The following is a 23,242-nucleotide window of genomic DNA, read 5'->3' as shown; positions in this document are numbered from 1 at the left end:
TATGGACAGTAGTAGCATTTATGATAGGGCATCAAGTATATTTCAAAGTGAAAATCAATCGTATAGCTTACGATAAAAATAAAAAGGATGTCAGTTACATGACATTCTTTTTATTTTGGATAAAAGAGGTATGTGTATGATTCTGAAAATTGTTATTTTTGAAATCATTCCATATAATGAAGGATATAGGGGCACCAATAGGGGAGTTATGAATAGAAAATACTTTAGTTAGTTAAGTATTTCTCGTTTTAATCAAAATAATTATGAGTTGATTTGGAGTTGAATAAAATGGAACAAAATCATTTTAAATGGACTAATAAGCAATTACGAGAACATGTTGAAGTACTAGATGATAAGAGAAGTCCACACATATTATTAAAGAATGCAACATATTTAAATTCCTATATGCGCGAGTGGATGACAGCGAATATTTGGATATATAATAATCGAATTGTATACGTAGGAGAGCAGCTGCCAAAGCAACTAAGTGAATGTGAAGTGATTGATTGCGATGGAAAGTATGTAGTTCCTAGTTACATAGAACCACATGCACATCCATATCAATTGTATAATCCAGAGACGTTAGCGAATCATGCGATGCAATTTGGGACGACAACTTTTATTAATGATAATTTAACTTTATTTTTCACATTACAACGTGAAGAAGCATTTCGTTTATTAGATGAATTTAAAAAGATTCCGGCAAGTATGTATTGGTGGTGTCGTTTTGATGGACAAACTGAGCTGCAAAACGGGGAATCTGTATTTAATAGTGAAGAAATAATAGAGTGGCTAAAGCATGAAGCAGTTCTTCAAGGCGGTGAGTTAACAGCATGGCCAAAACTATTACATGGCGATGATGAAATGTTAACTTGGGTGCAGGAAACGAAGCGGTTACAGAAAAAAGTAGAAGGACATTTTCCAGGGGCATCTGAAACGACTTTAGCGAAGTTAAAGTTGTTAGGTACGGATTGCGATCATGAAGCGATGACAGGACAGGAAGCTTTCACTCGTCTTATGCAAGGTTACACTGTTTCCCTTAGAAATTCTTCAATCCGTCCAGATTTAGAAGTTTTATTGAAAGAATTACTAGAATTAGGTGTTAAGCAATTTGATAGATTCATTTTTACAACAGATGGTTCACATCCGTCATTTTATGAAAACGGAATGACGAATAGATTGATAGAAATAGCGATTGAGCAAGGAATTCCGGCAATAGATGCTTACCATATGGCAAGTTATAACATTGCTCGTTATTATAATATGGAGCATTTACATGGCTCCATTGCGACAGGGAGAATCGCCAATATTAATATTTTGGAAAGTAAAGAAAATCCGGTGCCAATTAGTGTAATTGCAAAGGGAAAATGGGTGAAGCGTGACGGAGTAAACAAAAATAAATCATTACATATAAACTGGAGTGAATTTAAAGTAACCCCATTATCATTAGACTGGTCTATAGAAAAAGAACATATGATTTTTTCTAATAAAACGGGTATACACTTGTTAAACAATGTTATAACAAAACCATATGTTAGCGAAATCGACTTAGACTGTGATGAACTTTCCATGGAACATGATGAATGTTTTCTAATGATGATTGCCCGCGATGGTACTTGGCGAGTGAATACAGTTGTGAAAGGTTTTGTAAATGAATTAGGAGGTCTTGCAAGTTCTTATTCTGGTACAGGCGACATCATTCTTATCGGAAAAAGGAAAGAAGATATGTTTACAGCTTTTCGTAGAGTAAAAGAGCTCGGTGGTGGAATGGTCATAGCAGAAAACAATGAAGTGTTACACGAAATTGCATTACCTTTACTCGGGATTATGTCCGATTTAAAAATGAGCGAATTAATACAAGAAGAGAAAAAGATGGTGAAATTACTACAAGAGCGAGGCTATGTTTATAACGATCCGGCATTTACCATTTTATTCTTTTCTGCGACGCACTTACCTTTTATACGAGTAACACCTATAGGATTATATGATGTGAAAAGTAGTAAGGTAGTTGCCCCGCCCGTGAATTTGATAAAGCAATATTAAAAGGAAAGATCCTATAAAAATTTTATTTTATAGGATCTTTCTTATTATTAGCATAAGAATATTGTAAGCCTCAAATGATATAGTATCTAAATCATTTGAGGTGATATGTAAATATGAAAAAAATATTTTACATTTTAAGCATATTTATTCTGTGTGTATCGATACAACACGTTGTACATTCCCAATCAGATGCACCAAGGTTATCTTCGGATTGTCTTGAAGAAAGGAAAATTCGAGATGAAAAGTATGTGAAGAATATAATACAGGACATTAAATCCACATTTAATTTAAATATTGATGAACATAGTTTTTGGGAAGTAAGTAAAAGAGATTTGGAGGCTGCCCATTTGATGTATGGTGGAAAGGAAAATGATTCTTATTATAATTCGCTAACTAAAATTTATGATAGTGGTGGATTTAGCGAGCAGCCGAGCTTATTTGTAAGGGCGCAAGAGGCATTTTTACTTTATAAAGAAAACGATAATATCAATGTAATGAAACGCCTAAAACTAGACGTTGAAAAAGGGGAATGGCTCGTTATAAAAACGAAAAAGAAGAAAGGGAAAAAAGTGAAATTCAAACCGTTACAATGTGAAAAAGATTATATGAAAAAGAGAAATGAATAACAAAATACGTATTAATGCTGCTTTTATTCAACGATATCTTGCTGTTGATTTGAAATCGGAAAAGGTAAACAAACATATTAGCTTTATGGAATATGTTTGTTTACCTTTTTTGAGAGATTTAAAAATTTGCGATGTTGTTAGTTGAAAATTATGTACTTGCTAATGAACTTATAACATTCAATGAATTTGTTCTTCATAAAAATTAGATTTTGTGTCAAATGATTTATACATTGTCGAACCACCTATGTATATTTTATTCTACAGTATTTATAAAAGAATATTGGCTATTCATAAGAAATATGATTGGCACAGTTTTTGCTTGTATTACATGTAAGGAAGGGAGATTGTATGTAAGGAATCTGTACTCGTAATAGTATAAAACAAGCTACTATTGCATTATTGATCATAGTTGTATTTATAGCGGAACTGTAAATACATACAAATAAGTGTTTTTTTGATTTTAAAATTCAGAATTTTCTTTTAAATTATTAGGGGGCAATGATATGGTTAAATATTCGAAAATTTCTAAGTGGATTCTTGGTGTTGGATTAGTGACAATAACATGTAATGGTTTGCAAATTCAAGCAGAGACAAAAGAGAAAAATGTGAAGAAAGTATTACAAATGGAGCCGGTAGGAATACAGAAATCTGTTGATGAATTGGCGCATCCTTCAAAAGTAAAAGAAAATGCATCTTTTACAAAACGGTTAAAATTAGCGGATTTATCGCAGCGTCCACTAGCACCAACCGATAATATTAAACCGTTAGCTGAAGAAAAAAAGTATTCGATGGCTGAGTTAAATCAATTAAATAACAAACAATTAACTGATCTTCTTGTGACAATTAAATGGTATCAAATTCCAGAATTATTTCAGTTTAATAGTGATAGTCTTAAATTCTATCAAGATGATAGTCGAATGCAAGCGATTATTAATAAACTAGCAGAACAAGGACAAGCTTATACGAAAGATGATTCAAAAGGGATTGAAACATTAGTAGAAGCTCTACGTGCAGCATTTTATTTAGGTTTTTACCATGATGAATTAAGCAAACTAAATGAGCGTAGCTACCATGATAAATGTTTACCGGCTTTAAAAACAATTGCAAAAAATCCAAATTTCAAACTTGGTACATCGGAACAAAATAAAGTTATTTCATCATATGGAAAATTAATTGGAAATGCATCGGCTGATGTTGAAACGGTTTTATATGCAGGTGAAATTTTTAAACAATATAACGATAATCTTGCAACTTTCATTGAAGACCGAACAAAAGGAGACGCAATATATGAGTTGATGAAGGGAATTGACTTTGATATTCAGACGGATATGTACACGACTGGAAAAGAGCCGAAAGATACGATGTGGTATCGAAATATCGATAACTTTATTAATGAAGTAAGTCGTTTCGCACTAATTGGTACTGTAACAGATAAAAATGGATGGTTAATTAATAACGGAATTTACTATGCTGGCCGATTGGGCAAGCTTCATAGTACGCCGACAAAAGGACAGCAAGTTGTTACAGACGCAATGCGAATTTATCCATATTTAGGAGAGCAATACTTTGTTGCGGCAGAACAAATTACTACAAATTACGGAGGAGTAGATGCGAACGGAAAAACAATAAATTTAGATCAAATTCGAGACGATGGTAAAAAGAAATATTTACCGAAAACATATACGTTTGATGATGGAGCAATTGTCTTTAAAGCTGGGGATAAGGTTAGTGAAGAGAAAATTAAGCGACTATACTGGGCAGCGAAAGAAGTACGTTCTCAATTTTATCGTACAGTTGGTAGCGATAAACCACTTGAAAATGGACATGCGGATGATGTGCTAACGATGGTTATTTATAATAGTCCAGATGAGTATCAATTTAATCGTCAACTGTACGGATATGAAACGAATAATGGTGGAATTTATATTGAAGGAACGGGAACTTTCTTTACATATGAACGTACACCAGAGCAAAGTATTTATAGTTTGGAAGAATTGTTCCGCCATGAATTTACACACTACTTACAAGGAAGGTACGAGGTTCAGGGATTATGGGGCCAAGGGGAAATGTATCAAAATGAACGTTTAACATGGTTTGAAGAAGGAAATGCAGAGTTCTTTGCAGGTTCAACGCGATTAAATAGTGTAGTACCGCGAAAAAGTATAATTGGTGGGTTATCTAATGATCCTGCAAAACGTTATACAGCATCACAAACATTAAATGCGAAATATGGAACGTGGGATTTTTATAACTATTCGTTTGCATTGCAATCATATATGTATAATAAACGTCCTGAAATGTTCGATAAAGTGCATGATTTAATTCGTGCAAATGATGTTTCAAGTTACGACGCATACCGTTCTGCATTAAGCAAAGATAATAACTTAAATGAAGAATATCAATCTTATATGCAAATGCTTATAGATAATCGCGATAAGTATACAATCCCACAAGTATCAGATGAGTACTTAGCGCAGCATGATCGAAAATCGCTTTCGGACATTACTTCAGATATTACGAATGAAGCGAAATTAAAAGATGTGAAAGTAACAAAGAATAAATCACAATTCTTTAATACATTTACACTACAGGGGACATATACTGGAAGTTCAGCAAAAGGAGAGATTGAGGATTGGAAAGTAATGAATGAAGCAACAAATGATATGTTGAAACGTATTTCAGGAAAAGAGTGGACTGGATATAAAACATTGACTGCTTATTTTATAAATTACCGTGTTAATCATGCTGGACAATTTGAATATGATGTTGTGTTTAGCGGAGTAAATACGGAAGAAGGTACGGCTGTAGAAAAAGAGCCGAATAATTCATTTGAAACAGCCAATCCACTATTTTTAAATACGTTATTAAGAGGAAACTTAAGTGATCAAGATCAGGGAGATAAATTTGTTATCGATGTAAAGGATCAAAAAGATTTACAGATTTCTGTTACGAACGAACAAAACATTGGACTAAACTGGGTATTATATTCTGAATCAGATCTAAACAATTACGTAACTTACGCAACAAAACGTGATGGAAACAAATTGCTTGGAAATTATAATGCGAAGCCAGGAAAATATTATTTAAGTGTATATAAATATGGCGGGGGAACAGGGAATTATACAGTGGAAGTAAAATAGTTTACTATAGCTAGTTTAAGAGACTGCTAGTTGTATTTTTTAGCGAAGTAAAGCATGTAATGTTAAATATTAAACTACTTTACATATACCCCGTTTTAATTTGAGAATGGGGGTATATGTATTTTTCATTTTTTTAATTTTCATAACTTCACTTGGTTTTGAAAAGAAAACAATGCATATAAATTTGAATTTCTGCCCGTAAACCATGTATGAATTCATCTTCTTAATGCTCTTTCATTTTAGCCTCAATGCTTGCTTTCAAATTAGTTGATACCTTATCGAAATACCCCATAACCAACTTTTTAATATCATCAGATCTACCTTTCAAATCATTAGCTAAATTTTCAGCAAGATATTCTTTTTCTATTGGCTTTAACTGCGTATAAAATTCACCAGCCTGCGTAAAGTCATCCTGTTTCGTTATAGGAGCTCTTTCAAGTTTACCTTCAACATACCTTCCATCACCGCTTGTTATTTGATTAGCAGGTGTCCAATTTTGCTGTTGGTTAATCGCTAATTTTCGAAATTCGGGTCCAATTCTTCTTCTTTGAGAATCGCTATAAATGTTAGCACGCCCTTGCAACATTTTATCATCAGATAGTTCTGCACCATCTAGTAAATTAGAAGGGGAGAAGGCGACTTTTTCTACTTGTTCCATATAATTTTCAGGGTTTTTATTTAATACCATTTTACCTACTGGTATAAGAGGGTACATCTTTTCATCCCATACTTTTGTATCATCTAGCGGATCATAAGAAAGATGTACTTCATCTTTTGGATCCATGAGCTGGACATATAAACCATACTCCACTGATTTACCAGCCTCAATTGCATCATATAAATCTTTCCCACTATAATCTGGATTTTCAGCAGCTAGTTTAGTAGCTTCCTTACTAGTAATGAATTGTACACCTTCAAAAGGATACCAATGATACTTTACGTACTTTCGATTGCCTTCAGCATTTATCCAAACGTATGTATTTACACTATGTCCTGGGATGTGACGAAGACTTTTTACCGTACCGACATTAGAGTATAAACGGACAACAAAATGAATGGATTCGGGTGCTTTAGCGACAAAATTCCAAAATCTATCCGGATCTATTAAGTTATTTTTAGGTGAAGGCAACAACGCTTTAATCGTTTCAGGGAAACGTATCGGATCACGAACGGAAAAGACAGGAATGTGATTACATAAAAGATCGAAAACGCCTTCTTTTGTATAAAATTTTGTGGAAAAGCCGCGTACATTTCTAGAAGTATCTGGTGTTCCTTTCGTACTAACAGCTAACGAAAACCGTACCATAACAGGAACTTTCTCATTAGAATGTTGTAAAAAACTTAGCTTTGTATGTTCAGACATCGGATAGATCGTTTGAAAATAACCGAATGCCCCAAAACCTTTTACATGAACAGGTCTTTCTACAATTTTTTCATGTATAAATTCTTGTAACGTTTCATGCAGTACACTATCTTGCTTGAGAACAGGTCCACGTGAACCGACTGTTTGAGAGTGAAGTGTAGCTTGTTCATTAAGTTCTCGATTTTGATTAAGGTCTTCTCCTAATAAGGGTTGCCTCTTTTTATTATATTTTTCATTCATCGATATAGCCTCCAAATTTTTTCTTCGATTGTTACTAAATATGATTCTATAGCCTTGATTATGTATTACATACAAAGTTCAAAGTAGTAACGTACCGCTAGATGAAAAAAACGCATATAGAGTGGACCTGTTGAAATAAAAGAAATTATGGAAAAATGAATATCGGAAAGAGAAAACACACTATTAAAATTTTAATCTTAAAAATTAATTGATAAATAACTTTATAGATAATGGCCATTAAAAAAATAGTAAAAATAACTAGGAGGAAATGAACATGTCGGATTGGTTTCAATTAGATAAAGAATATATGATGCCTACGTATTGCCGTACGGAGGTTGCAATAGAAAGAGGGGAAGGTTGTAAACTGTATGATGTGAATGGAAAAGAGTATTTAGATATGTTTTCTGGCGTAGGAGTAAACGTATTAGGATACAATCATCCTAAAATTGTGCAAACGACAATGGAGCAAGTTACGAAATCGTTGCATCTTCCATTTCACTTTTTAAACCCAGTTGCGATTGAGTATGCAAAGAAATTAGTTGAGTACTCTTTAAAAAACGGCAAAGTATTTTTTACAAACTCTGGTACGGAAGCGACAGAAACAACGTTGAAATTAATTGATAAATATAGATCTATTACGAATGAAGAGCGAGAAGGTGTCGTTGTGCTCAAAGGTAGTTTCCACGGGCGAACGTTAGGGGCACTTCATTTTACGAGACAAGAAAATGTATATCAAAGTTTCCCTAAAACATCTATTCCTGTATACGAAGTAGAGCGTGAGAATATAGAGCAATTAGAAGAAACAATTTTAAATGAAAAGCCTATTGCAATTATGTTAGAGCCTGTATTAGGAAGTGGCGGGATATATCCTTTATCAAGTGAATATTTATATGGTGTTCAACATCTTTGTGATAAGTATAATGTGCTGCTTATCGTTGATGAAGTACAAAGTGGTATGGGTAGAACGGGGAAATTGTTCGCTTATCAAAATTCTAATATTACACCGGATATTATTCAAATTGGTAAAGGCGCAGGAGGAGGGATACCGCTAGGGGGAATTATTGTAGGTGAAAAGCTATGCGATGTATTTTCACCAGGAGATCATGGCACAACATTTGCTCATTCATCAATGGGAACAGCTTTAGGTTTAACGGTATTAAATACATTACTTGATGATGGGTTAATGCAAGAAGCTTATGAAACGTCACTATATTTGAATGATAAACTGCAAGACATTCAGAAAGAAAATTCTTATTATATTCAGGAAGTTCGTCATGTGGGGATGATGTTTGGGATAAGTGTGAATGACACGAATGAAAATGTGAAGAAATTACAGATTGAGCTAATGAATAAAGGAATGTTAGTCGATGTAACACAAGGGAATATTATTCGATTACTTCCGCCGTATATTATTACGAAAGAGGAAATTGACGCATTCACTTATGAGTTTATTTCCTGTGTTCATAGCATAGCAGCTACAGCAAGTATTTAAAAAAATATAAAAAAATATAAAAAGCTGAAGAAGGCGCTATTTTAGCGCCTTCTTCAGCTTTTTAAAATAGTAAATTACTTAACATAGAGAGCATCTCATTGGACAAATAATTAATTATGTGAAACAATAATAACAGATAAGGAGACATTAATTTTCCTTAAGTGCTTCGAATTAATTTTATTCAATAAGAGAAGGTGTGCTTAAAGAAGTTAAATTAAACAAGGAGCTGTTTTATTATATGCAACAAAATAATGATTTAAATTTTGAACCTCAAGACGTTAATATTGTCAATCCTAAACAAGCCAGGAAAGCAGTGGTTGCTACTGGTATAGGGAATGCAATGGAGTGGTTTGACTTCGGATTATACGCGTATTTAGCGGTAATTTTAAGTCAATTATTCTTCTCAGGTGTTAATAATAGTGGTTTGCAGCTTGTACTTACATTTGGTACATTTGCAGCGGCCTTTCTCGTTCGACCAATCGGAGGTGTATTCTTTGGTAGAATAGGAGATAAGTATGGCCGAAAAATCGTATTAAGTACTACTATTATTTTAATGGCACTTTCTACATTATTCATCGCATTACTACCAACCTATGAACAAATTGGTGTATGGGCACCAATACTACTTTTAGTTGCCCGAATGATTCAAGGCTTCTCTACAGGCGGCGAATATTCAGGAGCAATGGTTTATATCGCAGAATCTTCTCCAGATAAAAAGCGTGGTATACTCGGTAGTGGTCTTGAAATTGGAACACTCTCAGGTTACATTGCTGCTTCGGTAATTGTTACCATTTTAACGTTATTGTTAACAGATGAGCAAATGCTCAGCTGGGGCTGGCGTATTCCTTTCTTAATAGCTGCACCAATAGGCTTGGTCGGTTTATATTTACGCCGTCATTTAGATGAATCTCCCATCTTTGAAGAGATGGAAAAAGCACAAGAGGAATCTGAAGACAATGAACAATTTTCATTTATGGATATTATTAAATATCACAAAAAAGACTTCTTATTAAGCACAGTAATTGTCGCCTTCTTTAATATTACGAATTATATGATTCTTTCGTATATTCCTTCTTATTTAACTCAAGTACTTAAAGTCAAAGAAACAACTGGCTTATTAATTATTTCAATTACGATGGCACTTATGATTCCATTAGCACTTTATTTCGGTAAATTAAGTGATAAAATTGGTAATAAACGCGTCGTGCAAATTGGTTTACTTGGTTTAAGCGTATTTGCAATTCCAGCATTTTTACTAATAGGTAACGGACATATTGCAGCTATATTTGCAGGTATTTTCGTATTAGGTTTCTTCCTAAGTGTGTATGAAGGAACACTACCTTCGTTATTACCATCACTCTTTTTCACCGATGTACGTTATCGAGCACTCTCGATTTCCTTTAATATTTCTGTATCTATATTCGGTGGAACAACACCGCTCGTATGTTCATACTTAGTTCATGCAACCGGTAATCCGCTCGCACCAGCATTTTATTTAGCAGGTGTAAGTATAATTGGATTAGTCGTATTTAGTGTACTATTCGTTACAACATCAGGACGTGCGCTAAAAGGTTCATATCCTACAGTAGAATCGAAAAAAGAAGCACGCCAAATCGCTAAAGAGGATCCGGAAGAAACACTTTGGTGGCATGAAGAATCTTTAGAAATTGAAGCAGGAAAAAAAGCATAATTTGTGAAAAGTGAAGTGCACCCCAATTGTTAGACACATAATTAACAATTGGAGGTGCACTTTTTATGGCTAAATTTTCTTCAAAAGATAAAATACAAGCAGTAAAACGATATCTAGAAGGTACAGAAGGCGGAAAAACCATTGCTAATTCTAAAGGGGTTCATCCTAGAGAACTTTATCAATGGATTAAACGGTTTGAATTTTCAGGGGAAAAGGCGTTTGAAAAACGCTATACAACTTACTCTCTCGAGTATAAACTAGATGTAATTCATTATATGAATGAAAATGGGACATCTCTGAGAGAAACAGCTGCTTTTTTTAATATTCCTTCTTGCGAAACACTCCGAAAATGGAAAGTAGCTTATGAAACAGAAGGATTAGATGCCCTAAAATCAAAGAAAAAGGGGCGTCTAACCATGGCCAAAGAAAAAGCTAAGCTACAACATTTAAAACAAAACGAAGTATCTCTTGAAGGTTCTATAGAAGCGCTACAAGCAGAGAATGAACGTCTGCGTATGGAAAATGACTATTTAAAAAAGTTAAATGCCTTAGTTCAAAAGAAGAAAACATCACAGACCAAGACAAAGCGCAATTGATTTATGAATTAAGGCATAAATACAAGGTCGTTGACCTTGTGAAAGTCGCTAATATCGCTCGTAGTACGTATTATTACTGGATGAAACAAGCGAAACGTCCAGATAAATATAAGAAAGTTAAAGAATTAATTAAAGAGATCTTTAGTGAGAATTTTGGGAGGTATGGTTATCGTCGTATTACATTGGAATTACGTAATCGAGGCCATGCATTAAATCATAAAACCGTTCGACGTTTAATGAATATCCTGGGATTAAAATGTCTTGTTCGATTAAAAAAATATCGTTCATATAAAGGGACTGTCGGGAAATTCGCTCCTAATATTTTAAAACGTAATTTTCACGCATCAAAACCAAATGAAAAATGGGTAACAGATGTGACGGAGTTTCACTTACATGGTAAAAAACTATATCTATCACCCATTTTAGACTTATATAACGGAGAAATTATAGCTTACAATATAGAACATAGACCTGCCTATTCCCTTGTTTCTAAAATGTTAAATAAGGCGTTTCAACGTTTGAATGATAAGGAAACTCCTATTTTACACTCGGATCAAGGTTGGCATTATCAAATGCGACAATATCATCAGTCGCTTAAAAAACATAGCGTTATCCAAAGTATGTCCCGTAAGGGAAATTGCTTAGATAATGCAGTCATGGAAAATTTCTTTGGCTTATTAAAGTCTGAATTACTTTATCTTAAAGAGTTTGAAAGTATGGAACAATTTAAGCAAGAACTAGAAACTTATATTCATTACTACAATCACAAAAGAATTAAAACAAAACTAAAAGGATTGTCCCCTGTGCAATACAGAGTTCAATCCTTAGTAGCTGCTTAATATATTTGTCTAATTTTTGGGGTTCAGTTCATTAATAGGAGTCTTTTTGTATACATCATTTTCTCTTTTTCTTCAAACTCTTCTCATACGCATAAAGCTTATGAACCTCTTCCTTAAATTCATTCAGAAGTACAGTGTTTTCATCATTTGAATAACGTACTGCATTATACGCATCTATAATAATATCCCTCTGAATATGTATACCTTCATCATCATGAATTCTTTCTAACCACGCTTCAACTGTTTCTCCTCGTTCCCGGTTTAAAGTAGGGGATAATTTACTTTCAAGTTTGAAAATTTCTTTTCGAATTTCATTATGTGGTGGTTTATTTCGCTTCATTTGTTTTTGGCTCATACCTTCTTTATCAGTAATGATTGTAGATTCGAAGACTGGTATATTTGGTAAACTTAAATGTTTTCGATGTTTTATTATTTTCCAAACGATATAAATGGCGATGGTGGTACAGACTATTATGGTTATGCTATTTATAAGAGTTGGATCAAAAGGAAGTGGCTCCAGATCATCTTTAATAGTAGGATCTTTTAGATTCCCTTTATTCGACCAAAAATCATCTGTTTCTTTTAATGCAGCTGCCGAAAACAACGGATTGATAGCGTATCCGAATCCTAACGCAACTACTTGAACGATATAAGAAAAAACAAGACGAATATAAGGGAATACCGGAATAAGTAAAGCACTAATTGTTCCAATAGCAATAATAGAAGTGAAACGTAATAGCTGTTGATTACGATTTGAACCTGTTTGCCAAAATGTAATCATAATGTGTAAAACTAATAATAACAATTTCCATAACGGTGGAAAAGGGGCATGAAATATAGCTGAAAATACAAACCATAAAATACCGCTTAACGACTTTTGCACCGGATACCCAGGTCCAATTGCATGTACGATAAAGAAGAAAAGCGGTAACATAATTGTGCCAAAAAGAGAAAAAGGTAGGATGAAAGAACAACCGACTATTTGAGCAACTAACAGTATTACAAATCCTGTTGTTTTTTTCTTCATTAATTTATTAATAAGAAGTACTCCTACATAACCGGTCGCTAAAAATATAGCAATACCAACTATTTCGTCTCTTTCCGTTAATAACGAAAGGAGAAGTAGCAGAATAAAGTCATTAACGTGATAGAGCCAAGTTTTCAACTGCTTCCACCATCCCTTCAATATTTATGAGAAATGTAGGTTGCGTTAGAAGAGGGAGCTCATTCTTCTGTATACCGATGTAAATCATCGTAGACGAGCGTTCTCTTTTTCTCGTTACATAGTGAAGAAATCCTTGTTTTGGAAGAAGTGTACTATCATCTGAAATACGTGCCAATTCCTCTAATGCCTTCCCATAATGTATTTGTCCTTCGTTTAATGGTAAGTGCAGAGGGCCACCTTCTGCTAATACACTAATAAACAATTCAAACGGAATTTGCTGCTTCGTTGCGTACTGGCAAATATATGTTGCATATGAAATAAGTTCTTCTACATCATCTCTCCAACCAAACCCGCGATTAGCAGCTAAAGAAAGACAAATCGTCCAGCTATAATTTTTTACTGGTTCATATTGTTTTGCTTGTAATTCCTGCATTTTAGCAGATGCTTTCCAATGAATAGAGCGGAATGATTCACGTTCATATCGTTTCACACCGATAATAGATGTTTCATCATTGTAAAAAGAAAAATTCGTTCGATATGAACCATTTAATAGTTGCTGAAGTTCTTGCAAACCTGCTACTTCTTTAGGAGAAGGATACACAATAATTTCGGTCTTTAATTTATCAAAAACAGGTAAATGTACATTCAATTGATGAAATGGATCTTTTAATACACATTCGAACTGTTCAATTTGAAACACACCACGCTTCGTCGCAGTTAATGTTAAATCCCATTTTTGCGCTGAATGTGCAGGTTGTGAAAATGGAAAGGAGAATAATGTCTTTGAAATTTGTTCAATTCCTTGATCTTTATGCGGTATAAGAGATGAATGTAAATGAAAATAACAAACCCCGTTCACGAGTGGTATGCTTGCTCCATTTTTTAAATGAATAAAAAATTGTCCAGTTTCATCAGGAAATAGCCGAGTCGTCTGTTTCTCATTTATAACTTGAAACTTTTTCTCTATGAAAGCGACGTATTTATAAATGAAAATCGCAAATAAATAATAGAAGAAAAAGAGAAACATAAACATTCGTTGCGGGAAAAAGAATGTGAAAAGTAACGCGACTGGCACAGTTAATTGAATAATATGAAGCTGGAAAAATAAAGGTACAGTTACAACTCGTTGACCATTCATGCTTGTTCAATCTCCACAGGTACATCAACTTCTTTTAAAATCCTTTGCATAATTTCATTTTTTGTCGTGCGTAATGCACCTTCCATTGATAAGACGATACGGTGATTCCAAACAGAAGGAACTAAAAATTGAATATCTTCAGGCGTACAATATTCTCTGCCACGTAAAAAGGCTAATGCTTGAACTGCGCGCACTAAAGCTAAAGTGGCACGTGGGCTTACACCGTTAGCAATGTAATCGTGATTTCGAGTAGCTTGCGCAAGTTTAATTATGTAATGTTCTAACGGTTCTGATACGAAAATTTCTTTTACTTGTTTCTGCGCTTCTAAAATGTCTTCTAAAGAGATAACAGATGTAACACTTTCTAATGGTGTATCGTTACGAAAACGTCGCATCATTTGTAGCTCATCTTCTGGAGCCGGATAACCGATTGAAATTGTCATTAAAAAACGATCGAGCTGTGCATCAGGAAGAGGGAAAGTTCCTTGTGATTCAATTGGATTTTGCGTCGCAATAACAAAGAACGGTTTCGGAAGAGGAGTGGACTTCTTTTCAAGCGTCACTTGTCGTTCTTCCATCGCTTCTAACAAACTAGACTGTGTTCTCGGCATAGCACGGTTAATTTCATCTGCTAGTAAAATGTTCGTTATAACTGGTCCAAGTCTTAATTCGAATTCGCTCGTTTTTGGGTTGAAATATTCAATACCTGTTACATCACTCGGAAGTACATCAGGGGTAAATTGAACACGAGAGAAATTACCACCAATACTTTTTGAAATTGTTTTCGCAAGTAACGTTTTCCCAGTACCAGGCACATCTTCAAGCAGTACATGTCCATCAGCAAGTAGAGAAACGAGTAGTAGATCAATAACATTTTCCTTACCAACAAACACAGACCTTATATTTTCTTTTAATTTATGAATCATATGTATCATTCCTTTCAGTATAAAAGAGTTAATGTTTCTACATTTTAACAAATTATTCTGAAAATTGGTAGTATTTTTCAATTTAAAGAAATGGATATTTAATTATTAAATTATACTTGTATATTTTGGAATATGATTATACAATATCGTTATACGATGTATCGTAAATCGATATATCATAAGACGATGTATCGGAGGTAGGTATAATGAATGCAAAAGCACAAAAATATATTCCGTTAACAGAGGCGACGTATTACATACTTTTGTCATTAGTGAAACCAATGCACGGATATGGAATTATGCAAATGGTTGAAGAGATGACAAAAGGGGAAGTAAAGCTCGGTCCTGGTACTTTATATGGGAATACGACGAAGTTACTAAAAGAGAAGTTAATTGTTGAAGTGGCCTCTACAGACAGAAAGAAGTGCTATGAGTTAACGTCGTTTGGGAGAGAAGTGTTAGAGCTAGAATATAACAGGTTACAGAGATCTGTAAGGAATGGAAATAGGATATTAGGGGAGTGAATGGAAGATGGAGACAAAGAAGGTATTTAAATTTTTCGCTGGATGGAGTTTAGAAAAAGAGGAAGCCTTTTTAAGAAAAATGCATCAACAAGGTTGGGCATTACAAAAATATAATATAATGTATACGTTTAAGGAAACAAAACCGAAAGATGTAATATATAAAGCAGATTTTAGATTAGATTATAAAGATACAAAAGAAAAACAAAAAGAATATATTGAAATATATGAAATGTGTGGGTGGAAACATGTAACGAGTTTTGCGAAATGGAATTATTTTTGTAAAGAAGTAGAAGAGGAAAATAAGTTGCCTGACATATATTCAGACAAGGAAACGAGGGTACAAAAACTTACTGAGTTGTTACAGTTCGTTGCGATTATGTTTGTAACGTTAATGCCAGCGCTTTACTTATGTTTTCTTGGTATATCAGAATCTGGATTATATAAAGGTATGGTAGGCTTTTTTGGTTTCGTATATGTATATATACTTATTAATTTATATTGGAAGATTAAAAAGTTGAAAAAGGAAATATTATAACAAAGAGTGATATTATTAGAGAAGATAATTATTGTCTAGGAATCATCTTCTCAAATCTTTATATATATTTATTTTGTTCATTCTTTTTTACATAATAAAAGACGACCTTTTTAAGTCATAGAATTAAAAGTTACAAAGATAACTACCAGTAACAATACCTAAAAAAATCATAAATGAAGAAGAAATAATTAATAATAACGAACTAGCAATTAATATCACTTTATTAGATTTTTGATTTTTAAAATGGTAATAAAGTAAAAGACCACAAATAGTAGAAAGAATCCATATTGTTAGACCGTAAGAAGTCGTTATTTTCTTCCAATCGAAGATCCAAAAGTAAAAGATTACTATGTGACAAGTTAATAGTAGAAATGTAGATGGAATCATTCACTTGTTATTTAAAATCATTTGTTTTAATTCTCTTCTGTAAATATTACTAAAAGGGTATGAGGTTTAACATATAATAAGGAAGGAATACGTTTTTTGTTACCATATTAAACGGAAAAATCCCTTATAGAAAAGTCTATTTCTACAAGGGACAATCATGTTTTTATTAGAAAGACTGATTTTGCGCGGGTTTAATAAATTGTTCAGGGTTTTCAACAAGTCCGCATACAGCGCATTGGACTCGGTATGTAGGTCCTTGATAAGCCATATGAAAAGCATTCATCGTTTCATTAGTATACTCTTCTTCTACTTGACCAGTTTGAGGATTTAACTTTACTGGTTTTACTTGTTGCTCAAGAATGTTAAAGCGAGTACGATTTGTTTTACAGCTTGGACAAAGCATTGGTTCCATATGTATACACCTCCATTTGTAGCATTTCTTAAACAGTATAATTTTATGCAAGTAAAAAAACTTTCTCAATATAAATAGGTGTTTAAAGTATTTAAAATTCAGAAAAAATAAAATATAATAAAAGTACGAACTGGTTATGTCCAAACCAAATCTCCTGTTTTATGCCAATAAGCTGGGAGGCCGAGAAATCGGCCTCATTTTTTTATGTTCATTTGTAGGAAGAACAAGGTTTTTTGTAGTTTTTGTCGAATTTTTAGGGATGAATACAAAAGGGGGATGTAACATGAATTTAAAAATGAAATATATCATTTTATATGTAGAAAAGTTTGAAGAATGTTTAAGATTCTATAAAGATACTTTACAGTTACCTATAAAAGCTGAGCATGGTACATATATTGAATTTAATACTGGATCTACAATATTAGCGATGAATACACGAGAAGACGTGAAAGAATTAACAGGACTACCGCTTACAGAAGGTGAATTACAATCTTCTCACTTCGAATTAGGATTCGTAGTTGAGAATGTACAAGAAAAAATTGAGCAATTCAGAGAGCAAGGCATTAAAGTTTTAGTTGAGCCAATTGTGAAACCGTGGGGACAAACAATTGCCTATATTGCTGATCCAGATGGAAATTATATTGAAATTTGCAGTTCATTAGAATAGAGGGAGAAAAAGAGATGGGATTTCCGAAACTAGAAACAGAACGTTTACTTTTAAGAGAACTTACACTATTAGATGCAGAAATGATGTTCCAATATTTTGCGAAAGAATCTGTTATACGATATTTCGGAATGGATTCTTTCGAAAATATTGAGCAAGCGAAAACAACGATTCAAACGTTTAAAAATCGTTATGAAGAAGGCAATGTGTTTCGCTGGGGAATAGAGAAAAAAGGGACGGACCAATTAATCGGAACGTGCGGATTTCATTTAATTAACAATCATCATAAACGAGCTGAAATTGGTTATGAATTAGATGATATATATTGGGGAATGGGATATGCATCCGAAGCATTACAAGCCATTTTAACTTACGGATTTGAAACGTTACAGCTCATAAGAATCGCTGCTGTCGTATATGTGGAAAATGAAGCTTCTCAAAAATTGCTAAAAAAAGCAGGGTTTCAAGAAGAGGGATTACTTCGAAAACATATGATCCAAAATGGAGTTGCTCATGATACCATTTTATTTTCTTTATTAAAAGAAGAGTGGAAGAAGCAATGAGTACGAGTGAAATTATAAGTATAATGAAGAAACATAAAGAAAACCGATTCATTATCGGAATAGATGGTTTAAGTCGTTCAGGAAAAACAACATTCGCAACAAAATTAAAAGAAAATATGAAACAAGAAGGCATTCCGTTTCATATTTTCCATATTGATGATCATATAGTGGAGCGTAATAAACGATATCAAACAGGATATGAAGAATGGTATGAGTACTATCATTTACAGTGGGATATTGCATACTTGCGGCAGAAATTTTTTCAAAAGTTACAACATGAAACGAAATTGAAATTGCCTTTCTATTATGATGATACAGATTCATGTGAAATGAAAAAAGTCCAGATCCCTATTGTAGGTGTAATTGTAATTGAAGGAGTTTTTCTACAGCGAAAAGAATGGAGAGATTTCTTTCATTATATGGTGTATTTGGACTGTCCAAGGGAAACAAGGTTTCAGCGTGAAAGCGAAGAGACACAAAAGAAACTTTCAAAGTTTCAAAACAGGTATTGGAAAGCAGAGGAGTATTATTTAGAAATGGAATTGCCGAAGGATAGGGCGGATTTAGTCATACAATGATTCGAAAATAGAAGGGTGAATACAATGAATATTTTGTGGGATTTTGATGGGACGTTATTTGATACGTATCCTGCATATACGAAGATGCTTTCTGAAATATTAGGTGATACAGTAGATGAACAAGAAATATACAAAAACTTGAAAATATCATATTCTCACGCAATTCATTATTATAATATTTCATGTGAGCAGGAAGAAAAGATTAAAATTTTGAAGAAGAAATTTACTCCAAAAGATATGAAGCCTTTTGCTGGTGTCGAAAAGGTTTTGAAATTTGCAGATAAAAATGTAATCATGACCCATAAACATAAAGCAGGGGTTATGGAAATTTTAAAATATTACGGATGGGATAAATACTTCGTCGATATGGTTACAATTGACGATGGTTTCCCTCGAAAACCGAATTCTTTAGCGTATGATCATTTACATAGGAAGTACAATATTGATTTAGCTATTGGAGATAGAGAGTTAGATTTATTACCTGCAAAGGAATTAGGTATTTCAACATGCATGTTTCAAGGGATTTGTGATGTAGCGGAGTATTCTTTGGCACATTACTCGGAATTTTTTAAGGTAGTGGTTGATAGAGAGGTTTCTTTATAAATGGTTTGAAAATAACCTTTACTTTTCATACAAAAAGTAGAGGTTATTTTATATGTAGTAGGTTAATTATTTTGGGAAGCTTTTTCAAGAGCTTTATTAGTTTCTTTAAAAGGATTGGCTTTACAGGTTATACATGGTACACCTGCATATATATTAGTAGAAGAAAATTTACTTTCGTTAGTTTCAAATTAAAATAAGATTTTTAATAATGGAGAGGGGTTAAGATATGGACTTTCAAAAAATGTTTAAAAAATATCGAGACGACCATCAACATCCAATGAATAAATTTTTTCACTTTATTGGTATTCCTACAATTATCATTTCTATATTCATTTTATTCGTGAATTGGAAATTAGGGCTATCATTATTTATATTAGGATGGATTTTTCAATTTGTAGGTCATGCAATTGAAGGTAAGAAGCCGACTTTCTTATCAAACCCAGCATATTTGGTAGTAGGTCCAATATATTTTTTAAAAAAAGTATTAAAAAGAAATTAACTCAATAAAAGTGCTATAGGCGGTAAAATAAAACCAAATTATAGTTATTCGTGCTAGTATGAAATCATAGCTATACAGAAGGGGTGGGTTATGATGAAAACCGAAATAGTCCTCAAAAAGAAGTACAGTATAATAAGCTATATATCTTTATTTATTGGAATTTTGTGTTTTTTATTCGTTTTTATAACTCCAACGAGGATAGCGAATGCGGGTAATATAGTGGGAGATTATATTACTATTGCTCTTACAGGCGTAGGTATCATACTTTCAATAATTATAATGACGAAAAAAACAGAGAAGAAGGGGATAGGTATTCTTTCATTCATACTGTCCTCATCATTTTTTATATTTTGGATCATCACGATTATCTTATTGTTTACTGGTCAAATTAATTTCGCACCGTAATATGCAATAAAAAGAGTCCTTCATGTGAGAAGGACTCTTTTTATTCGGTATCTTCAGGTTGATATTCTAAAATATCCCCTGGTTGGCATTCTAATGCTTTACAAATTGCTTCTAAAGTTGAAAATCGAATCGCTTTTGCTTTTCCGTTTTTCAAAATAGAAAGGTTAGCCATTGTAATTCCAACCTTCTCCGAAAGCTCTGTTACACTCATTTTTCTTTTCGCTAACATTACATCAATATTAATTATTATTGCCATATTATTCACCTCAGACCGTTAAATCATTTTCTGATTTTATATTAATAGCATCTTTTAATAGTCTTTGGAGAACGGCAGCAAAGACAGCGATAACCAATGAAGCAAAAATCATAATCATTCCAATAATAATAATGCCCGGGGCGTCATCTCTCTCTGCCACGAGATAGAAAAGTGGCATGCCTAATACATATAATACACTAATTGTTAATGCACTGTTCTTAATATTTTTTAACGCTTTTACAGACAATTTTGAGAATGCGTTGTTTTTGTCAATATAGTTTAACAGCTTAAACGTTTGGTACAGTGCGAAATAGTAAGGTATTGCTGTTGCGTATAAGTTGATAAATACAAGATATTTAATATATGCAATATCAGGATATAATTCTGCTGCAAAATCCCCAATTTTAGGGACCAAAAATATACACATAGCTAGAACAGGGATTCCAATCATAATCACAACGGTTTTTAAAAATAGTGTGGATCCTTGTTTCATAAAAAGCACCTCATTTAATTATTATCTATATAATTTAACATGTAATTTATTGTTTAACAATAAATTTTTATTTCATTTAATCGTGTTTTTATTGATAAACAAATTTTTATATGATGAAGAGAATAATGACACTTTAATAGTAGAGAATTTAGGGCTGTGACATATAACATTATTTAATTAATGAACGAAAGTGACGGTAATTGTTGTTAGCTTTATGACAATAGGGAACTAATAAAAAAGAACATATATAAGTTTGTATAAACGTAATGGAAAATTGGATCTTGTATATAAAAGAATGTGAAGTTTATGGAGGAACAAAAATGATGAAATTGAGTAAAAAAGTGAAGGGGATATTATTAGTATCAACTGTAACATTAAGTGTATTAAGTACTGAAAGCATGATGAATGATCAGGCGGCCGAAGCTAAGGTGAAACAAGTAGAACATCAACCAAAAAATATAATTATGATGGTTATGGATGGAACGAGCTCTTCAGCAACAACGTTAGCTCGCTTGTATAAAGGGGCACCGCTTGCATTAGATGAAATCATAACGGGAGGTGTTCGCACATATTCAGCAGAATCCGCTATTACAGACTCAGCCCCAGCAGCTACAGCTTTAGCAACAGGGAATAAATCAAATTCAGGATATGTAGGTGTATTGCCATCAATTGTGAATTCACCTAGCTTAAAACCAATTAAAGAAGAGGAGAAGCTGCGGCCAGTTGCGAACGTTCTAGAAGGTGCAAAGCGCTCTGGTCGCGCAACTGGAATTGTTGCTACATCTGAAATTCAACATGCTACTCCTGCTGGGTTCTCTGCCCATCATGCTAACCGCAAGCATTTTGACATAATTGCGAAGCAGCAAGTGTATCAAAATATAGATGTCGTATTAGGCGGGGGAAAAGCAGCACTACAGCCTGTGAAAAGAAATGGAATCCGTAAAGATGGTGAAGATTTAGTTAAAGTGATTCAAGATAAAGGATACGACTTAGTTGAAACAAAAGATGCATTATTGAACTCTAAATCTGATAAAATTTGGGGCTCTTTCTCACATAATGCCCTTGCGTTCGATATGGATCGTGAAGTAACAAATCCAGAGCAACCAACACTTTCTCAAATGACGGAAAAAGCAATTCAAACATTATCAAAAGATAAAGATGGCTTCTTTTTATTTGTAGAAGGAAGTAAGCCAGATTGGGCAGCCCATGCGAATGATCCAATTGGGATTATTAGTGATGTATTGGCATTTGATAATGCGGTTGCAGAAGCATTAAAATTTGCGAAGAAAGACGGTAATACGATGCTCATTGCTGTAGCTGACCATGGCAACAGTGGTATCTCTATTGGCAATAGGAATACGACAAAGGGATATAATACTAAACCTGTATCTGCATACATTGCCCCATTGAAAAAGGCGAAAATGACACTTGAAGGGACTACAAATAAAATGAAATCTGATTTATCAAATGTAGAAGGTGTAGCTAAACTATACGGTTTGGACAATCTAACTCATGATGAAAAAGAAAAATTAAAAGCGGCAAAAAAGAAAATGGATGTAGGTCGAATCCTTACTACGTTATTGGCTAATCGTGCAAATATTGGCTTTACGACAGGAGGACATACAGGTGAGGATGTATTCTTATACTCTTATGGACCACAAAAACCAGAAGGCTTAATCCAAAATATAGACATTGCGAAGACGATGGCGAAAGCAATGGGCTTTAACTTAGAAGAAGTAACAAATAAAATATTTTTAGAGAGTGAACAAGCCTTTAAGAGAATTGGTGCCACTGTATCAATCGACAAAACCGATGTAGCAAACCCAGTGCTCGTAGTAAATCATAATAAAGTGGAAGCTCAATTAAGTGTTAATAAAAATATAATTCGTATTAATGATAAAGAGTATGAATTAGGAAGTATTATTGTAGAGAGTAATGGGAAGTTCTATGTACCGGAAGAAGCAATTCAATTATTTGTAAAGCATTCTCGTTAAAAAATTGCCAACTAGCTAACCTTGCTAAGCGAACTGGTTGGCAATATTTTTGTGTTTTGTCCTGTAAATAG

22 protein-coding genes and 1 pseudogene are annotated in these 23,242 nt (G+C 33.4%); 15 read left to right on the top strand and 8 right to left on the bottom strand.

What is annotated here, in order from left to right:
• Nucleotides 1-288: 288 nt before the first annotated feature.
• The 3 genes from F0362_RS14930 (at nucleotide 289) to colA (ending at nucleotide 5,809) form a co-directional block, all read left to right on the top strand.
• Nucleotides 289-2,043, top strand: coding sequence for an adenine deaminase (locus F0362_RS14930; RefSeq protein WP_000437101.1), 1,755 nt, complete (start codon nucleotides 289-291; stop codon nucleotides 2,041-2,043).
• A 113-nt stretch (nucleotides 2,044-2,156) separates the two neighbouring features.
• Nucleotides 2,157-2,669, top strand: coding sequence for a hypothetical protein (locus tag F0362_RS14925; RefSeq protein ID WP_000719364.1), 513 nt, complete (start codon nucleotides 2,157-2,159; stop codon nucleotides 2,667-2,669).
• Between the two features lie 503 nt (nucleotides 2,670-3,172).
• Nucleotides 3,173-5,809, top strand: a complete 2,637-nt coding sequence (gene colA, locus F0362_RS14920) for a collagenase ColA (protein WP_149889857.1) — start codon at nucleotides 3,173-3,175, stop codon at nucleotides 5,807-5,809.
• 223 nt (nucleotides 5,810-6,032) lie between these two features.
• Here colA and F0362_RS14915 read toward each other — a convergent pair whose 3' ends face one another.
• A complete protein-coding gene (locus tag F0362_RS14915) occupies nucleotides 6,033-7,412 on the bottom strand; it encodes a catalase (protein ID WP_001003629.1) in 1,380 nt (459 codons plus the stop codon).
• Nucleotides 7,413-7,686: 274 nt separating this feature from the next.
• Here F0362_RS14915 and F0362_RS14910 point away from each other — a divergent pair, with 274 nt between their 5' ends.
• The 3 genes from F0362_RS14910 to F0362_RS14900 all read left to right on the top strand — a co-directional run bounded on the left by F0362_RS14910 (nucleotide 7,687) and on the right by F0362_RS14900 (nucleotide 12,029).
• Nucleotides 7,687-8,904, top strand: a complete 1,218-nt coding sequence (locus tag F0362_RS14910) for an aspartate aminotransferase family protein (RefSeq protein WP_001286449.1) — start codon at nucleotides 7,687-7,689, stop codon at nucleotides 8,902-8,904.
• 238 nt (nucleotides 8,905-9,142) lie between these two features.
• Nucleotides 9,143-10,594 (top strand): MFS transporter, encoded by a 1,452-nt coding sequence (locus F0362_RS14905; RefSeq protein WP_001186948.1) that lies wholly within the window; start codon nucleotides 9,143-9,145, stop codon nucleotides 10,592-10,594.
• Nucleotides 10,595-10,659: 65 nt separating this feature from the next.
• A protein-coding gene (locus tag F0362_RS14900; protein ID WP_149889856.1) for an IS3-like element ISBth167 family transposase occupies nucleotides 10,660-12,029 on the top strand; the annotation gives its coding sequence in 2 pieces (ribosomal slippage) (nucleotides 10,660-11,125 and nucleotides 11,125-12,029; 1,371 coding nt in all).
• Nucleotides 12,030-12,084: 55 nt separating this feature from the next.
• On the opposite strand, the gene F0362_RS14895 is transcribed toward F0362_RS14900, so the two are convergent.
• The 3 genes from F0362_RS14895 to F0362_RS14885 are packed head-to-tail and all read right to left on the bottom strand — an operon-like array spanning nucleotide 12,085 to nucleotide 15,258.
• Nucleotides 12,085-13,194, bottom strand: coding sequence for a DUF4018 domain-containing protein (locus F0362_RS14895; protein ID WP_000860516.1), 1,110 nt, complete (start codon nucleotides 13,192-13,194; stop codon nucleotides 12,085-12,087).
• Nucleotides 13,169-14,332, bottom strand: a complete 1,164-nt coding sequence (locus F0362_RS14890; RefSeq protein WP_098071160.1) for a DUF58 domain-containing protein — start codon at nucleotides 14,330-14,332, stop codon at nucleotides 13,169-13,171. The genes F0362_RS14895 and F0362_RS14890 overlap by 26 nt, the downstream gene beginning before the upstream one ends.
• Nucleotides 14,329-15,258, bottom strand: a complete 930-nt coding sequence (locus tag F0362_RS14885; protein ID WP_149889855.1) for an AAA family ATPase — start codon at nucleotides 15,256-15,258, stop codon at nucleotides 14,329-14,331. The genes F0362_RS14890 and F0362_RS14885 overlap by 4 nt, the downstream gene beginning before the upstream one ends.
• 206 nt (nucleotides 15,259-15,464) lie before the next feature.
• Between F0362_RS14885 and F0362_RS14880 the strand changes: the two genes are divergently transcribed.
• Together F0362_RS14880 and F0362_RS14875 are read left to right on the top strand one after the other, a co-directional pair.
• Nucleotides 15,465-15,782 (top strand): PadR family transcriptional regulator, encoded by a 318-nt coding sequence (locus F0362_RS14880; protein WP_000991886.1) that lies wholly within the window; start codon nucleotides 15,465-15,467, stop codon nucleotides 15,780-15,782.
• A 7-nt stretch (nucleotides 15,783-15,789) separates the two neighbouring features.
• Nucleotides 15,790-16,317, top strand: coding sequence for a DUF2812 domain-containing protein (locus F0362_RS14875; protein WP_000448414.1), 528 nt, complete (start codon nucleotides 15,790-15,792; stop codon nucleotides 16,315-16,317).
• 110 nt (nucleotides 16,318-16,427) lie between these two features.
• Here F0362_RS14875 and F0362_RS31425 read toward each other — a convergent pair.
• Nucleotides 16,428-16,704, bottom strand: a pseudogene (locus tag F0362_RS31425) (hypothetical protein).
• A 166-nt stretch (nucleotides 16,705-16,870) separates the two neighbouring features.
• The gene (locus F0362_RS14865) at nucleotides 16,871-17,116 is read right to left on the bottom strand and encodes a hypothetical protein (RefSeq protein WP_000433609.1); all 246 of its coding nucleotides are present in this window, start codon (nucleotides 17,114-17,116) and stop codon (nucleotides 16,871-16,873) included.
• Nucleotides 17,117-17,399: 283 nt separating this feature from the next.
• Between F0362_RS14865 and F0362_RS14860 the strand changes: the two genes are divergently transcribed.
• The 6 genes from F0362_RS14860 to F0362_RS14830 all read left to right on the top strand — a co-directional run bounded on the left by F0362_RS14860 (nucleotide 17,400) and on the right by F0362_RS14830 (nucleotide 20,428).
• Complete coding sequence (locus F0362_RS14860) at nucleotides 17,400-17,783, top strand: VOC family protein (RefSeq protein ID WP_001049856.1); 384 nt, start codon at nucleotides 17,400-17,402, stop codon at nucleotides 17,781-17,783.
• A gap of 14 nt (nucleotides 17,784-17,797) precedes the next feature.
• Nucleotides 17,798-18,343, top strand: coding sequence for a GNAT family N-acetyltransferase (locus F0362_RS14855; RefSeq protein WP_000506649.1), 546 nt, complete (start codon nucleotides 17,798-17,800; stop codon nucleotides 18,341-18,343).
• A complete protein-coding gene (locus F0362_RS14850; protein WP_000107735.1) occupies nucleotides 18,340-18,921 on the top strand; it encodes a kinase in 582 nt (193 codons plus the stop codon). Before F0362_RS14855 ends, F0362_RS14850 begins: the two co-directional genes overlap by 4 nt.
• Nucleotides 18,922-18,945: 24 nt before the next feature.
• Nucleotides 18,946-19,524 carry an HAD-IA family hydrolase gene (locus tag F0362_RS14845; protein ID WP_149889854.1) on the top strand — a complete coding sequence of 193 codons (579 nt, stop codon included), beginning with the start codon at nucleotides 18,946-18,948 and terminating at the stop codon, nucleotides 19,522-19,524.
• Between the two features lie 226 nt (nucleotides 19,525-19,750).
• Entirely contained in the window at nucleotides 19,751-20,023 is a 273-nt protein-coding gene (locus tag F0362_RS14835) for an Mpo1-like protein (RefSeq protein ID WP_000347330.1), read from the top strand.
• A 93-nt stretch (nucleotides 20,024-20,116) separates the two neighbouring features.
• The gene (locus tag F0362_RS14830; protein ID WP_000845544.1) at nucleotides 20,117-20,428 is read left to right on the top strand and encodes a hypothetical protein; all 312 of its coding nucleotides are present in this window, start codon (nucleotides 20,117-20,119) and stop codon (nucleotides 20,426-20,428) included.
• 40 nt (nucleotides 20,429-20,468) lie between these two features.
• Here the strand turns inward: F0362_RS14830 and F0362_RS14825 are convergent, their stop codons facing one another.
• Both F0362_RS14825 and F0362_RS14820 read right to left on the bottom strand, forming a co-directional pair.
• Nucleotides 20,469-20,684: a helix-turn-helix domain-containing protein gene (locus F0362_RS14825; RefSeq protein WP_000974611.1), complete on the bottom strand. Its 216-nt coding sequence runs from the start codon at nucleotides 20,682-20,684 to the stop codon at nucleotides 20,469-20,471.
• Nucleotides 20,685-20,694: 10 nt separating this feature from the next.
• Entirely contained in the window at nucleotides 20,695-21,177 is a 483-nt protein-coding gene (locus F0362_RS14820) for a DUF2975 domain-containing protein (RefSeq protein ID WP_000809129.1), read from the bottom strand.
• A gap of 320 nt (nucleotides 21,178-21,497) precedes the next feature.
• Between F0362_RS14820 and F0362_RS14815 the strand changes: the two genes are divergently transcribed.
• Entirely contained in the window at nucleotides 21,498-23,171 is a 1,674-nt protein-coding gene (locus F0362_RS14815) for an alkaline phosphatase (RefSeq protein WP_149889853.1), read from the top strand.
• The last annotated feature ends 71 nt before the right edge of the window (nucleotides 23,172-23,242 follow it).

The sequence above is a fragment of the Bacillus sp. BS98 genome (genome assembly GCF_008432245.1).
Taxonomy (GTDB): domain Bacteria; phylum Bacillota; class Bacilli; order Bacillales; family Bacillaceae_G; genus Bacillus_A; species Bacillus_A toyonensis.
Note: the sequence above shows the minus strand (reverse complement) of the source record. Positions and strands in the feature narration are given on the sequence as shown.

Coding starts and splice junctions, on each gene's coding strand:
- F0362_RS14930 (WP_000437101.1), top strand. CDS start 289: ATGGAACAAAATCATTTTAAATGGACTAATAAGCAATTACGAGAACAT.
- F0362_RS14925 (WP_000719364.1), top strand. CDS start 2,157: ATGAAAAAAATATTTTACATTTTAAGCATATTTATTCTGTGTGTATCG.
- colA (WP_149889857.1), top strand. CDS start 3,173: ATGGTTAAATATTCGAAAATTTCTAAGTGGATTCTTGGTGTTGGATTA.
- F0362_RS14915 (WP_001003629.1), bottom strand. CDS start 7,412: ATGAATGAAAAATATAATAAAAAGAGGCAACCCTTATTAGGAGAAGAC.
- F0362_RS14910 (WP_001286449.1), top strand. CDS start 7,687: ATGTCGGATTGGTTTCAATTAGATAAAGAATATATGATGCCTACGTAT.
- F0362_RS14905 (WP_001186948.1), top strand. CDS start 9,143: ATGCAACAAAATAATGATTTAAATTTTGAACCTCAAGACGTTAATATT.
- F0362_RS14890 (WP_098071160.1), bottom strand. CDS start 14,332: ATGAATGGTCAACGAGTTGTAACTGTACCTTTATTTTTCCAGCTTCAT.
- F0362_RS14885 (WP_149889855.1), bottom strand. CDS start 15,258: ATGATTCATAAATTAAAAGAAAATATAAGGTCTGTGTTTGTTGGTAAG.
- F0362_RS14880 (WP_000991886.1), top strand. CDS start 15,465: ATGAATGCAAAAGCACAAAAATATATTCCGTTAACAGAGGCGACGTAT.
- F0362_RS14875 (WP_000448414.1), top strand. CDS start 15,790: ATGGAGACAAAGAAGGTATTTAAATTTTTCGCTGGATGGAGTTTAGAA.
- F0362_RS14865 (WP_000433609.1), bottom strand. CDS start 17,116: ATGGAACCAATGCTTTGTCCAAGCTGTAAAACAAATCGTACTCGCTTT.
- F0362_RS14860 (WP_001049856.1), top strand. CDS start 17,400: ATGAATTTAAAAATGAAATATATCATTTTATATGTAGAAAAGTTTGAA.
- F0362_RS14855 (WP_000506649.1), top strand. CDS start 17,798: ATGGGATTTCCGAAACTAGAAACAGAACGTTTACTTTTAAGAGAACTT.
- F0362_RS14850 (WP_000107735.1), top strand. CDS start 18,340: ATGAGTACGAGTGAAATTATAAGTATAATGAAGAAACATAAAGAAAAC.
- F0362_RS14845 (WP_149889854.1), top strand. CDS start 18,946: ATGAATATTTTGTGGGATTTTGATGGGACGTTATTTGATACGTATCCT.
- F0362_RS14835 (WP_000347330.1), top strand. CDS start 19,751: ATGGACTTTCAAAAAATGTTTAAAAAATATCGAGACGACCATCAACAT.
- F0362_RS14830 (WP_000845544.1), top strand. CDS start 20,117: ATGAAAACCGAAATAGTCCTCAAAAAGAAGTACAGTATAATAAGCTAT.
- F0362_RS14825 (WP_000974611.1), bottom strand. CDS start 20,684: ATGGCAATAATAATTAATATTGATGTAATGTTAGCGAAAAGAAAAATG.
- F0362_RS14820 (WP_000809129.1), bottom strand. CDS start 21,177: ATGAAACAAGGATCCACACTATTTTTAAAAACCGTTGTGATTATGATT.
- F0362_RS14815 (WP_149889853.1), top strand. CDS start 21,498: ATGATGAAATTGAGTAAAAAAGTGAAGGGGATATTATTAGTATCAACT.